We start from the raw sequence: 12,155 nt of genomic DNA on the forward strand, positions 1-12,155 counted from the left end.
AAAGAGATGGCGTACCGTGTCCTGATCGCGCAGTTCATGCATGAGACGAACACCTTCAGCAAACTCGAGACGACGCTGGAGGATTACCGCAAGCGCTGGCTGATCGAGGGCGAGGAGATGGTGCCGCGCTTCACCGGCACCAAGAACGAAGTCGGCGGCTATATCGACTCCGTGAAGAAGTACGGCTGGGAGCCGGTCTGGGCGGCGGCGGCGAATGCGACGCCCTCGGGTAAGCTCACGAAGGAGACTTGGGAGCATATCCGCGACCTGATCCTGAATGCGGCCAAGAAGGCGGGCAAGCTCGACGCGATCTGCCTGTCGCTGCATGGCGCGGCCGTGACGGAGACCGAGGACGATGCCGAGGGCGCGCTGCTCGAGGCGCTGCGCGCCATCGTCGGGCCGGAGATCCCGGTCGTTGCCACGCTCGACCTGCACGCCAACGCCACGGTCAAGATGGCCAGGTATGCCAATGCGCTGGTGAGCTATCGCACCTATCCGCATATCGATGGCTACGAGCGCGCGGTGCAGGCGGCGGCGCTCGTCCAGGAGACGTTGGAGGGCAGGAAGAAGCCCACATGCCTGCTGGTCCAGCCGGCGATGCTGCAGGGCGCCGATTCCGGCAAGACCACGCAGCCCGGCCTGATGCGCGACCTGCTGGCCAAGGCCGATGCCTTTGAGAAGGAGCCGGGCATCAACGTGGTCAGCGTCCAGGCAGGCTTCACCTGGGCCGACATTCCCTACACCGGCCCGTCGATTGCGGTGAGCCACGAGCCCGGCGCAGAGGGCCGTGCAAAGGAAGCGGCGGCCGCGATCCTCGACGAGATCTGGAAGCGCCGGACCGAGAACACGTCGAACTTCCGTCCCGTGGCCGAGGCGATCGCCGCGGCGAAAGCAGGCGTCGGCAAGGAGGGGCCTCTGGTCGTGGCCGACGGCACCGACAATCCGGGCGGCGGCGGCTACAACGACACGACGCCGGTGCTGCAGGCGCTGATCGATGCCAAGGTCGAGAACGTGGCCTTCGGGACGATCTACGATCCCGGAACCGTGCAGCAGGCCATCGCGGCCGGTGTCGGCGCGGAGATCGACGTGGTGCTGGGCGGCCACACGGATCCGTCGATGGGCGCGCCGGTGAAGGCCAGGGCGATCGTGAAGATGCTGTCGGACGGTTCGTTCAAGAACGACGGGCCGATGAATGCCGGCGTCGAGACCTCGATGGGGCCGACCGCAGTGCTGCGCATCGGCGGCATCGACGTCGTCACCATTTCCAACCGGATTCAGACCATCGACCTGCAGGTTTTCCTGAGCCAGGGCATCGATCCGCGCACCAAGAGCGTGCTGGTGGTGAAGAGCGTCCAGCACTTCCGGGCGGCCTATGCGCCGATCGCCCGCGAGATCGTGCTGGTCGATTCCGGTGGCATCTGCTCGCCGGACATCACGCGGCTGAACTTCACCAAGCTGCGGCGGCCGATCTGGCCGCTCGACGGCGTCAACGATCCCTATGCGGGGCAGCGCTCCTGAAGGTTGGCACGGCACTGGCATGAGGATGGGCATGAACTTCACACGCGAGGCGCCTTTTCCCGGCGCATCCTTTGGCGCAACGCTGCGACTCGAGGGCGATGCCGCGAAGATCGTGGCGGCGGCCGAGAGCGATCCGAAGGCCCTTCCGGCGGCATTGGCCGAGGCGAAGGGGCTGCTTCTGATCCAGGGCATGAACGGCATCTCCGACGATCCGGACCTGCTCATCCGCCTCAGCCGCGTCTTCGGACCCGAGGTCGAGGATTATCGCCACACGCTCACCAACCTGACTTCTGTGCATGTTTCCGTACCCGAAATCCTGCTCGTGTCGAACATGGCCCCGGTCAGCAAGGCGCCGCCCAAACGCCCCGAGCCGCCGCTGGCGGCGGACGGACTCATCCCGACCCAGTATCCCCATCGCATGGGCTGGCACACCGACCAGAGCTATCGCCGGCCGCCGCCCGACATCTCGCTGTTCTATGCCGTGACGCCGGCCGAGCGCGACACCGGCCAGACCCTGTTCGCCAACGGCATCCTGGCCTACCAGGCCCTCCCGCCGGCACTGAAGGCGAAGGTCGATACCCTCGTCGGCCTGCACGCCCAGCCGGGCAGCGGCCGCTCACGCGAGGCCGCACTCGCCGGGCGCACGCCGCGGGCCTTCGCCGTCCACGAGCGCTCGCAGCCGCAGCCGGTCGTGCGCGCCCATCCGGTAACGGGGGAGAAGTCGCTCTACCTCTGCGAATGGGGCCAGATGGACTGGTTCGAGGGGCCGTTCGTCGGCCTGGAGCCGGGGCCGCACGGCGCCGGCGCGGCGCTGCTCGACGAGATCATGGCGCACTACACGGAACGCCGCTTCTGCTACGCCCATGAATGGACAGAGGGCGATCTCCTGATCTGGGACAATCGCTGCCTCGTGCACGCCGCGACCTGGTTTGACGGCGATCGCGAGGGCCGGCTGATGTGGCGCACGACGGTGCACGGCAATCCCGGCGCCGCTTATGCTGGCGAGAAGAAGAGCTGGATTCCTGCGCCTGCAGCCTGAGGCCGCCTGATGCGGCTCAGCGCTTCTGGCGAAAGAAGGTCGTGAGCGCGTAGCGCCGGCCCCGGGTCACCGGGCCGACCTTGTGTAGCAGGGAGCACGAGAAGACTGCGGCGGCGCCCGCGGGCGGGCTGACGCGCACGCCGGCATATTCTGGAAACACCAGCTCGCCGCCCTCGAAATCGTCGTTGAGGTTCAACGATACGGCGAAGGCGCGATCGGCCGTCGTCGGCGCGCCATTGTCGCGATGCGCGGCAAAGAAGTGCCGGCCTTCGGCGCTGTAGGACAGCACGACATGGGAGTCGAAGGTGAACTCGCGATCGAAGGCGAAGACCTTCGTGAGTTCGGGGCCGATGCGATAGGCGAGGCGATCGGACACCGCCTTCAGCATCATCGGCTCGACGATCGTATAGTCCTCGGTGCGCTTCAGGGCTGCCATGTCGACATTGCCGTAGCGGCTGGAGACGCCCGAATCCTTGTGGTCGCCCTTGCCCCACAGGCGGATGAGCTGGGTGCAGAAATCCGGCTCGAAGACGCGCGGCAGGACCAATACCGGCGCCATCGCCGTGTTGAGCAGAAGGTCGGCGCCGCCGTCGGCGCGTACCGATGCGGCAAGCCCGCCCATGGCCTCGGCAGCGGCCAAAAGGGGCCGGGTGTCGAACGTGCTGGCGACCCTCTGGTTGGGATCGAGCGCGATCACGCGCTGGCGCATGCCCATGCCCTGGCCGAAGGACACCGCGCCGGTCTGGGCGAGAAACGCCGGCAGGAACTGGCCCTTGCCGTCGCAGAGCAGCAACGGTTCTTCAGGCTCTGCGCCGAGCTTCTTCCAGAGCGGCCCGGCCGCTGCGACCGGATTGCCGGCGACCACGACGAGCTTGGTCGAAGCGGCGGTACAGGCCTCGCGCAGGGACGCGAACTGCGCAGCGTCGAGCGCGGAGAGATCCGCCACCGCGAGCAGCGCCACCGGGTCGCCGTTGAACGACCAGACGAATTTCCGCAGCTTGCCATCGAGCCCCGGCAGCACGAAGTCGGGGAGACGGTCACCGGGCCGGAGAGACAGCGTGTTCGTCATCATTCGTTCGGTGGGCTGCCGAAAGGTGGGGAGGGCTGGCGGACCAGACTGTGCGAGCCGACCGTGAATACAGGAAGAATAAGATACTGGAAGCGCCGGGCTCGTTGCGCCGCAAGTCGCCGCACTCTGTGGATAACGGCACGCGACCGGTCAGCAGCCTTACCCCTTAGCCAGGCCTTCCAGCAGCAGGGCGATGGCCTCCGCCCCCGGATCAGGAACGCCCTCTAGGTGCAACGACGAGATGTAGCTCGAGCGGCCGGCGCGAGCCGACTGCATTCGGGCGGTGGCATCGGCACCCGCGCGCGCGGCTTTCGCGGCGTCGTCGAGGCCGCTCGACAGGGCCGCGAGGGCCGGCGCGATGGCATCGATCATGGTGCGGTCGCCAGGCTTGGCGCCGCCATAAGCCATCATCTTCGCGAGGCCGGCCGACAGGGAGTTCTGCCAGCTCGCACCACCCGATGCGGACTGGCTGGCGGCCGAGAAGAAGATGGCCAGCAGCACACCTGACGATCCCCCCATGGAGCGCGACAGCGCCTCGCTCGTGGCCGCGAAGAAGCGGTCGAGCCTGGCGAGCGGCATCAGGGGCAGCGCCGCCTGCAGGTGACGGGCTGCCGTGGCGACGGTCGTGCCGGTATCTCCGTCGCCCACCTTGGCATCGAGCACGTTCAGTCTTCCTTCGGCCGCAACGAGGATGTCGCAGGCCCGGCTCACCAGCGCGCTCAGCGCCCGATTGCCGCTGGCCCTGGCGGGCTTGCTCTTCATCTCGCGAGGCAGCTTCACGAGCTTTGGTTTCACGTGGGCGCGCACCCCCGGCCAGACCAGCGGGCTGGCCGGGGAGAGCAGGGCCTTCTCGAATTTCGGTGTCAGCGGCAGCAGGCTCAGCGAGAAGCCATGCATGTCGAGAGAGGACACCAGCGTGGCGGGGCCCAGCACCAGTTTGACCTTCGCGCCGCGCCGGCTCGCCAGCACCTCGTTTGTGAGCAGATTCATCTCCAGCGCCGTGGTCGAGCCGAGGTTGTTGACCAGAAGGGCATACGAGCGCGCCGGCTTTGCCGCCGCGAAGAGGCGGTCGACGAGCACGAGTGCCGTCTGGCGGGCGCCTTCGAAATTCACCAGGTCGACACCCGGCTCGCCATGGAGCCCAAGGCCAAGTTCTGCCTTGCCGTCGGGTACGCGGTCCTCGCGGCCGATGCCGGGCAGCGTGCAGGAGGACAGCGAGATGCCGAGCGAGACCAGGTCATCGGCGGCCTTCCGGGCCATCGCGGCCACGGTTTCCAAGTTTGCCCCCAGCTCGGCGTAGTGCCCGGCCACCTTCTCGACGAACATGACGCCGGCGATGCCCCGCGGCTGGGGAATATCCGGCAGCGCGATGTCGTCCTTTACGATCACGACCTCGACCTGCTTGCCGAGCGCGCGGGCGCGTTCCACGGCGAGGCCGAAGTTCAGGCGGTCGCCGGTGTAGTTCTTGAAGATGACGAGGCAGCCGCCTTTGCCCGTCACTGCCATGATCGCGGCGAACACGGCGTCGATCGAGGGCGAGGCAAAGACGTCGCCGCAGACGGCGGCGGTCAGCATGCCCTTGCCGACAAAAGAAGCATGCGCCGGCTCGTGACCCGATCCGCCGCCCGCGACGATGGCGACGCGGCCGGGCTTATGGTCGGTGCGGAGAACGACCTTGATGCCGGGGTAGCCATCGAGACGCGCCAGATTGGCGCCGCCGCTGCTGCGCAGGAGCCCGTCGATCGCGTCGACGACGAGACTGTCCTTGCTGTCGATGAATTGCATGGCGTCTCACGTCGTCGGGTTGCAGCGAAGTGATCCGTATAGCCGGGGAACGGTCGTGTGCGGAAGCGTACTGGCCCGGGGTGAGATCAGTCAGGCGGGCGAGCGCCGGACCAGCGTCCACCAGCCGATCAGCCCGACGATACCGGTGATGGCAACGCCGATGCCGATGTTCATCTGCGTATCGTGCGGCACGTAGCCGACGAGCAGGGTCAGGACCGCTGCGGTGACCATCTGCACGAAACCCATCAGCGCCGAGGCGGCGCCGACCCGGGTGGCGGGGACGGCAGACAGGGCGCTCGCCATCGCGTTCGGCATGTTGAGCCCGTTGCCCCAGCCCATCAGCATCAGCGGCACGATCAGCGCCAGCGGTGTGATGTATCCCAGCGCGGCCGTTGCCATCATCGCCACGGCGCCCAGGGTGAGGATGCATTGGCCGACCGGAATCAGGATCAGGCTTTTCACCCGGCCCTGCAGGCGGCTGGAGACCAGGCTGCCGAGGACGAAGTTTCCAGCCCAGGCGAGGGTGAACCAGCCGAAGGACTCGACGGCCACGCCCATGACCTGGATCAGCAGGATGGGGCCGCCCGAAAAGAAGACATTGAACCCGGCCGAGGCGCAGGTGGTCGCGGTCATGAGGCCGATGAACCGGCGCTCGTGCAGCACCGCGCGGAAGCCGTCGAGATAGTCGCGCACGACACCCGTCGTGCGCGGGGCGGCCTTGGGCGCGGTCTCTGCGACGATGCGCCAGACCAGGACGAGTACGGCCACCCCGCAGGCGGCCGTGAACCAGAAATTGCTGCGCCAGCCGAAGAAGCCGAGCAGCTGGCCGCCCAGCAGCGGCGAGAGCGCCGGCGCCAGCGCCATGGAAGAGGCCATGTAGCCCATCGCCCGGGGGGCTTCGGGGCCGCTCCGGCTGTCGCGCACGATGGCGCGGCCCAGCACCACGCCGCCGCAGGCGCCGCAGGCCTGGATCAGGCGTGAGGCGATCAGGGTCTCGATCGTCGGACTGAGCGCGCAGCAGACGCTGCCGATCGTGAACACGACGAGGCTGGCCAGCAGCATCGGCCGCCGGCCCACGCTGTCCGAGAGCGGCCCCACGGCCAGCTGGGCAAAGGCGAATGCGAACAGATAGATCGAGAGGGTGAGCTGGGCGGTGCCGTAGGAAACGCTTAGATCGCCGGCGATCGTCGGCAGGGACGGCAGGAAGATGGTCAACGCCATCTGCGAGGAGACGGTGGCGCTCATCAGCAGCCAGATCGGCGGTTTGGTCGTGCGCATGCGCGGCAATTTCACGTGTCCGCGACAGGCGGGTGGGCGCTCATAGCAGCCTTCGACCGGATGGGGCAGTGCTGCGGTCCGTCAGGCGGTCGGCAGGCGCCCCTGGACCGAAAGCTGGCCGCCAGCCATGCGTTGCATCACCACGATCTCGCCGCTGCCGGGAAAGATCTGGCTGATCGCCGTCACCACGACCTGATGCGTCACGAACACGGCCGGCTTCGCGAGGTCGAGTTGTCCGATCCACTGCCGCAGCGCCTCGATCTGCGCGGCTTCGCGGGACCGGTCCTGAAAGAAGGAATTGAGCAGCGGCTGAGGGCGCACCTCACCCAGCTTCATCAGGCTTGCCGTGTCGAGGCAGCGGCACCACTGGCTCGAATAGACCTCGGCCTTGGCAATCGAGTTGGTACGGAACAGGTCGCCGACGCGACTGGCCTGGGCGCGGCCCTCGGCCGACAGATTGCGCTGCGTCGCACAGTCCTCGAGCCGGAAGCCCGGAGGATCATTGGTCCCCGGCGCCGTGGCATGGCGAATCAGGGCAAAGGAACCTGGCCTCCGCAGGACCGCCCAGAAATCACTCTGGGCCGAAACGGCACGACTGCCGCCGCCTGCCGTGAAAGCCACGAGACCCGCGATCAGTGCACGTCGCGATTGAATGGTTTGTGAGACTCGAGAGAAGGAAGGTGTCACGAACCGACGTTACGTGCGGCCCTCTTGCGGGTCCACGGCGGGGGCCCCGCCCTCACTGTGCTTTGATCGAGCGTGAGCCTGCTTCTTTCAGAGCCTCGCGAACCACCTCGGGCTCGCTTCCGTGGTAGTCGACCGATACCTCGATTTCGCCACCGAGTTCCGGCGTGCCGCGCTTCTGCGGGCCATGGCCGCTCTCGACATCAGCGCCCGCGGCCCGGGTGCCGGCCGAATTCGATTCGCCCTTGGCGCGGATGAAGATGTCGGTCCGCGCGACCCCATGCGCCTGAACGAGGTGTTCGACGGCAAGATCGGCGTCTCGTCGTGTATCGAAGTGGGCGACGATCGTGCGCTCCATGATCAACTCCATTTGCTGTGCTGGGACTTCAACCTCCCCAACTGCAAACGGTTCCTAGACCGAAACCCGCTCGCCAGTGGCCTCGGCATCACAGCCAAGATGCTGGCCATCCTGTTCGGTGTGCAGACCGTCCGCCTGCCTGGCGCGTGCGCGAGACCGCCGTAGCCTAGCGCGCGGTCGACACGGAGAAGCTCCGTCACGCCAACTTTCTGAAGAACCTGGCGACCGAATCGCTGCGCGTCGGGCGCGAGGCCAAGGCGAAGTCCGACGCCAGCATCAAGGGAACTCGCCGAGGAGGTCCGCACGTCGGCCTCGTCGCCAGCCAGCCAAAACGGAGATCCGCCTTGTCCCTGCATTGAAAGGCGGTCCGTGCGAGCGCGATCCCTCGTCTTGGTCTCTTTTTTCTTCGCCCCTCACCGGGGCAGCGGGTTTTTGTTCGTTTTGAGGATGAGCACCGCCTCCGCCGGAAGCCGCATGCGGATTGCAGACGTGTCGCGCTTCCGGTGTTCTCTAGCTGTGAAGCCGCTATCAGGACCTGCGAAGGGGCGAATGGCTTATCGAGAAGGATGCTGTTCCGCGCCCCAAGCGAAGGCCAATCGCCGCCATCCGAACCCGTCGTTTAGACGACAGGTATGGTCGGATGTGCTTCTCTCGCTCGCCGGGCGACTTCCCATCCCGTTTGGATGCTTTCCAGCTTGATGTCCCTGACCAGGGGCACGAATGTGCCGGGCTCGATCCTGAAGGGCCTGGAGGCTTCTTCGGCACCGTAAGCCGCGTGAGTTCTGCTTTGTGCATCCCGCGTGTAAGTTACGCGTCAGGTTTGTGAACTACTCTGCATCCGTGGGCTGATCGGTCTCGATCGGGCTTGGGTATCTGGCGGCGGAAGCCGATCGGGTCTGATGGTGTTCGATTGCCCGTGGGAAGGTGGTCGCGCCTTCATCGAATAGTGCCGCTTTTGGCGGTTGGGCACGCGGGCGGCTGAGGCTGCGCGCAATAGGGTGGGTTGCGATGCCAATTTACACGGACGTAAGTCCTCTCTACCGGACGATCGTGGTCGTGGCTCGAGGGCTCGTCAGCGTCGAAGAAGTCATCGAGTGCTTCGAGACGCTGACTGAGCCGAAGATCAGGAGCTACGCGAAGATTCTCGACGTCACGGGTTTGACGTCTGCGGTGACCAGAGAGCAGGTGGATCTTATGGCCATCGCTCTCCGTGGTCGGCCAGACGCCCCACCGCGTGGTCCTCTCGCCGTCGTGGTGGATCCTGTACGCAGGGGGTTCGCGGAAGTTTTTGCCAATGCGACCAGCGATGACCGCCCGGTCAAAATATTCGAGAGTCTCCATGCGGCCCGAAGGTGGCTGATGGAAAATCTGGTCGAGAGGCCGATTCGACCAGTTGTGAGATCGCAGAGTACTGAAAGACAATCTGGCATAACTCCGCAAAGCGCCTGATCTCCGGCTACCATCGATCCCTCGCGTGCGTCCTCAGGCCCTGTCGCGCTCGAACCCGCGGGGCGCTTCCGAAGCGAGTTCGCCGCGCTGGCCTCACCCGGGTGCAACGTAAGGGGCAGGGCTCATACTTCCGATCCTCACGGCGCGGGGAAGGGTCATGTCGGTGAAGCGTCGGCAGCGGTGGCAGATGATTTAGTGGTGGCCAAGATCGTCTGCAGCACGCGGAGCGTCCCCGGCGGGTGGCGGCAGGGGCCGACCCTCAGGACGTCTTGGTGCAGTATGCCGAAAGCTGAGGGCCGTTATAGGAACCTGGCGCGGGCCGAGTCTCGATGCCGGACTCGGCGATCCAGCGCTGCATTGCCTTGGCCGCGGTTTCCATGGCGAATTGGATCAGCTCGCAGCCCCAGTCGGCCCGCATCCCGGCGACCCAGTACCAGCCGGCGGGCCCGGTGATGCGACCAGGCCGCGGCATGCCATGCGGCCTTGTCCGCTTCTCGGAAGGGCTCGTCGCGACGCATCCGTGCGAAGTGGGGCAGCTCTCTCAGGCGGAGCTCGTGACTGTTCCAGCTGCGCCGGGGTCGGGCCATGGCGCAAGATAGCAAACCGCCCATCCCGGCGTTGCACTATGTTCCGTGCCTGTTCACGCCGTTTCGTGCCCTCTCATGCAGGATGGGCATGAGGGGCAAAAACCAAAATAGCTGATGATTTCCGGAGGGTAGATGGTGGGCGCTGTAGGGATTGAACCTACGACCCCACCCGTGTGAAGGGTGTGCTCTCCCGCTGAGCTAAGCGCCCGGAAGGGGCGCGTATAGTGCAGGCGGGCTTGGTCGTCAACGGGCCGATGCGAGCCGGGCCAGGGCCTCGGGCAGGGCGTCGAAACGGTCGATCACGGCATCGGCGCCGAGTTCGCTGGCGGGCTTGGCCGTGTAGCCCCAGCTCACCAGCACCGCCGGGATGCCGGCGCCGCGCGCGGCCTCGGCGTCGTGCGTCGAATCGCCGATCATGACGGCGCGCTTCGGATCGCCTCCCATCCGCTCAAGCAGCATCAGGATGTGGCGCGGGTCGGGCTTACGGACCGGGAAACTGTCGGCGCCGGCCACGTCGCTGATCGGCGGCATCAGCTTCAGATGCTCGAGGATCATACGCGAGGGCTTCTCGAACTTGTTGGTGCAGACGCCCTGCTTCAGGCCGAGGCGGGCGAAGGTCGCGACCACGTCGGCGACGCCCGCGAAGGCGGTGGTGTGGCTGATCGGATCGGCCTCGTAATAGCGCACGAATTCGCGCGTCACCGCGGTCAGGGCCTCGTCGTCCAGCGACCGGCCGTACTTGGCGAAGGCCTTGCCCATGGTCACCTTGCTGCCCTGACCCATGAAGATTCGCACATCCTCCTCGGTCACGGGCGGCAGGCCGTGGTCGGCCAGTACGTGGCTGACGGCCAGCTGCATGTCCTTGGCGCTATCGATCAGGGTGCCGTCGAGGTCGTAGACGACGGTGTCGAACCGGGCGGTGATGAGTTTTTCAGCATCTGTCTGCATGCTGTTTTCTCTAGCACATCCGCCTTGCCCGTCCGCCAGTCGCGTGGCATCGGACGAGCATGAAATCACCCATTGCCGTGGTCGTGCTCGCAGCCGGCGCCGGGACCCGCATGAAGTCGGCGCTGCCGAAGGTCCTGCATCCCCTGGCCAACCGCCCCATGCTGGCCCATGTGCTGGCCAATGCAGCGGCACTGAAGCCCGCCCGCATCGTGGGGGTGATCGCCCCCGGGGCGACGGAAGTGGCCAAGGCTTTCGCGCCCCATCCGACGGTGGTGCAGAAGCGCCCCCTGGGAACGGGTCATGCTGCCAAGGCGGCCCTGGGCGCGCTCGAGGGGCACAAGGGTCCTGTGCTGATCGTGTTCGGCGATGCGCCGCTCGTCACGACGGGCAGCCTGCGCAAGCTGGTCGCGGCCTGCGACAAGGCCGGAGCGGCGGTCGGTGTGCTGGGCTTCGTCGCCCACGATCCCACGCCCTATGGCCGGCTCATCGTGCAGGACGGCGAGCTGGTGAAGATCGTCGAGAGCAAGGATGCCGACGCGATCGAACGAACGGTCGCCTTCTCGAATTCCGGCGTCATGTGCATCGACGGCAAGCTGATCGCGTCGCTGATCGGCGCCCTCCGCAACGACAACGTGAAGCGCGAATTCTACCTCACCGACGCCGTGCGGCTGGCGCGTGAAGCCGGACACAAGGCGATCGCCGTGGCGGGCGAGGAGGCGGAATTCCAGGGCGTCAATTCGCGGGCCGAGCTGGCCGTGGCCGAGTTGGCGCTACAGCAGCGGCTGCGCGCCGCCGCGATGGCAGGCGGCGTCACCATGACGGATCCCGGCACGGTCTGGCTGTCGGTCGACACGAAGTTCGGCACCGATGTGACGATCGGGCCCAACGTGAGGTTCGGTCCGGGTGTCAGCGTCGGTGAGGGCACGGACATCAGGGCTTTCTGCGACATCGAGGGCGTGCGCATCGGCAGGGGCGTCCTGGTCGGGCCGTTCGCGCGAATTCGTCCGGGCTCGGAGGTCGCCGACGGCGTCCATATCGGCAACTTCGTGGAACTCAAGGCCACCCGCATGGGCAAGGGCGCCAAGGCCAATCACCTCGCCTATCTGGGCGATTCCGATATCGGGGCGGGCAGCAACATCGGCGCCGGCACGATCGCCGTGAACTACGACGGCTACGGCAAGCACCGCACGGTCATCGGTCCCGACGTGTTCATCGGCTCCAACAGCTCCCTCGTGGCGCCGCTCAGGGTCGGCCGGGGCGCCAATGTCACGGCGGGCAGCGTGGTGACGGAGGACGTTCCGGCAGATGCCGTGGCTTTCGGCCGGGCCCGCCAGGTTACAAAGAAGGGGCGGGCGACGGCGCTTCGTGCAAAGCTGCGGGATCGGGCGGCAGCCGCCAAGAAGGCGGCCAGCGAACGGTCCGGCAAGAAATAATCCCCCT

At 66.6% G+C, this 12,155-nt stretch carries 10 protein-coding genes and 1 tRNA gene; 3 read left to right on the forward strand and 8 right to left on the reverse strand.

What is annotated here, in order from left to right; all coding sequences use genetic code 11:
* Positions 1–6: 6 nt before the first annotated feature.
* Together ACQY78_RS27365 and ACQY78_RS27370 are read left to right on the forward strand one after the other, a co-directional pair.
* Complete coding sequence (locus ACQY78_RS27365; protein WP_428681252.1) at positions 7–1,518, forward strand: M81 family metallopeptidase; 1,512 nt, start codon at positions 7–9, stop codon at positions 1,516–1,518.
* Between the two features lie 31 nt (positions 1,519–1,549).
* The gene (locus tag ACQY78_RS27370) at positions 1,550–2,557 is read left to right on the forward strand and encodes a TauD/TfdA dioxygenase family protein (RefSeq protein WP_428681254.1); all 1,008 of its coding nucleotides are present in this window, start codon (positions 1,550–1,552) and stop codon (positions 2,555–2,557) included.
* Between the two features lie 16 nt (positions 2,558–2,573).
* Here the strand turns inward: ACQY78_RS27370 and ACQY78_RS27375 are convergent, their stop codons facing one another.
* The 8 genes from ACQY78_RS27375 to ACQY78_RS27410 form a co-directional block, all read right to left on the reverse strand.
* A complete protein-coding gene (locus ACQY78_RS27375) occupies positions 2,574–3,626 on the reverse strand; it encodes a prolyl hydroxylase family protein (protein ID WP_428681256.1) in 1,053 nt (350 codons plus the stop codon).
* Positions 3,627–3,785: 159 nt separating this feature from the next.
* Positions 3,786–5,411, reverse strand: coding sequence for a dihydroxyacetone kinase subunit DhaK (locus tag ACQY78_RS27380; RefSeq protein ID WP_428681258.1), 1,626 nt, complete (start codon positions 5,409–5,411; stop codon positions 3,786–3,788).
* 90 nt (positions 5,412–5,501) lie between these two features.
* Complete coding sequence (locus ACQY78_RS27385; RefSeq protein WP_428681260.1) at positions 5,502–6,689, reverse strand: multidrug effflux MFS transporter; 1,188 nt, start codon at positions 6,687–6,689, stop codon at positions 5,502–5,504.
* Positions 6,690–6,770: 81 nt separating this feature from the next.
* Complete coding sequence (locus tag ACQY78_RS27390; RefSeq protein WP_428681262.1) at positions 6,771–7,310, reverse strand: histidine phosphatase family protein; 540 nt, start codon at positions 7,308–7,310, stop codon at positions 6,771–6,773.
* A gap of 118 nt (positions 7,311–7,428) precedes the next feature.
* Positions 7,429–7,731, reverse strand: a complete 303-nt coding sequence (locus ACQY78_RS27395; protein WP_428681264.1) for a hypothetical protein — start codon at positions 7,729–7,731, stop codon at positions 7,429–7,431.
* 1,708 nt (positions 7,732–9,439) lie between these two features.
* Entirely contained in the window at positions 9,440–9,652 is a 213-nt protein-coding gene (locus ACQY78_RS27400) for a hypothetical protein (RefSeq protein WP_428681266.1), read from the reverse strand.
* Between the two features lie 248 nt (positions 9,653–9,900).
* Positions 9,901–9,975: transfer RNA gene (locus ACQY78_RS27405), tRNA-Val, on the reverse strand.
* Positions 9,976–10,010: 35 nt separating this feature from the next.
* Positions 10,011–10,715: an HAD-IA family hydrolase gene (locus tag ACQY78_RS27410; protein WP_428681268.1), complete on the reverse strand. Its 705-nt coding sequence runs from the start codon at positions 10,713–10,715 to the stop codon at positions 10,011–10,013.
* A gap of 59 nt (positions 10,716–10,774) precedes the next feature.
* On the opposite strand from ACQY78_RS27410, the gene glmU reads away from it, so the two are divergent.
* Positions 10,775–12,148, forward strand: coding sequence for a bifunctional UDP-N-acetylglucosamine diphosphorylase/glucosamine-1-phosphate N-acetyltransferase GlmU (gene glmU / locus ACQY78_RS27415; RefSeq protein WP_428681270.1), 1,374 nt, complete (start codon positions 10,775–10,777; stop codon positions 12,146–12,148).
* The last annotated feature ends 7 nt before the right edge of the window (positions 12,149–12,155 follow it).

This window comes from Reyranella sp. (genome assembly GCF_965279625.1).
GTDB lineage: Bacteria > Pseudomonadota > Alphaproteobacteria > Reyranellales > Reyranellaceae > Reyranella.

Excerpts from the sequence above, each read along its gene's own strand:
- ACQY78_RS27395 (WP_428681264.1), bottom strand. The coding sequence starts at position 7,731 with ATGGAGCGCACGATCGTCGCCCACTTCGATACACGACGAGACGCCGAT.
- ACQY78_RS27375 (WP_428681256.1), bottom strand. The coding sequence starts at position 3,626 with ATGACGAACACGCTGTCTCTCCGGCCCGGTGACCGTCTCCCCGACTTC.
- ACQY78_RS27410 (WP_428681268.1), bottom strand. The coding sequence starts at position 10,715 with ATGCAGACAGATGCTGAAAAACTCATCACCGCCCGGTTCGACACCGTC.
- ACQY78_RS27365 (WP_428681252.1), top strand. The coding sequence starts at position 7 with ATGGCGTACCGTGTCCTGATCGCGCAGTTCATGCATGAGACGAACACC.
- glmU (WP_428681270.1), top strand. The coding sequence starts at position 10,775 with ATGAAATCACCCATTGCCGTGGTCGTGCTCGCAGCCGGCGCCGGGACC.
- ACQY78_RS27400 (WP_428681266.1), bottom strand. The coding sequence starts at position 9,652 with ATGCCGCGGCCTGGTCGCATCACCGGGCCCGCCGGCTGGTACTGGGTC.
- ACQY78_RS27370 (WP_428681254.1), top strand. The coding sequence starts at position 1,550 with ATGAACTTCACACGCGAGGCGCCTTTTCCCGGCGCATCCTTTGGCGCA.
- ACQY78_RS27385 (WP_428681260.1), bottom strand. The coding sequence starts at position 6,689 with ATGCGCACGACCAAACCGCCGATCTGGCTGCTGATGAGCGCCACCGTC.
- ACQY78_RS27380 (WP_428681258.1), bottom strand. The coding sequence starts at position 5,411 with ATGCAATTCATCGACAGCAAGGACAGTCTCGTCGTCGACGCGATCGAC.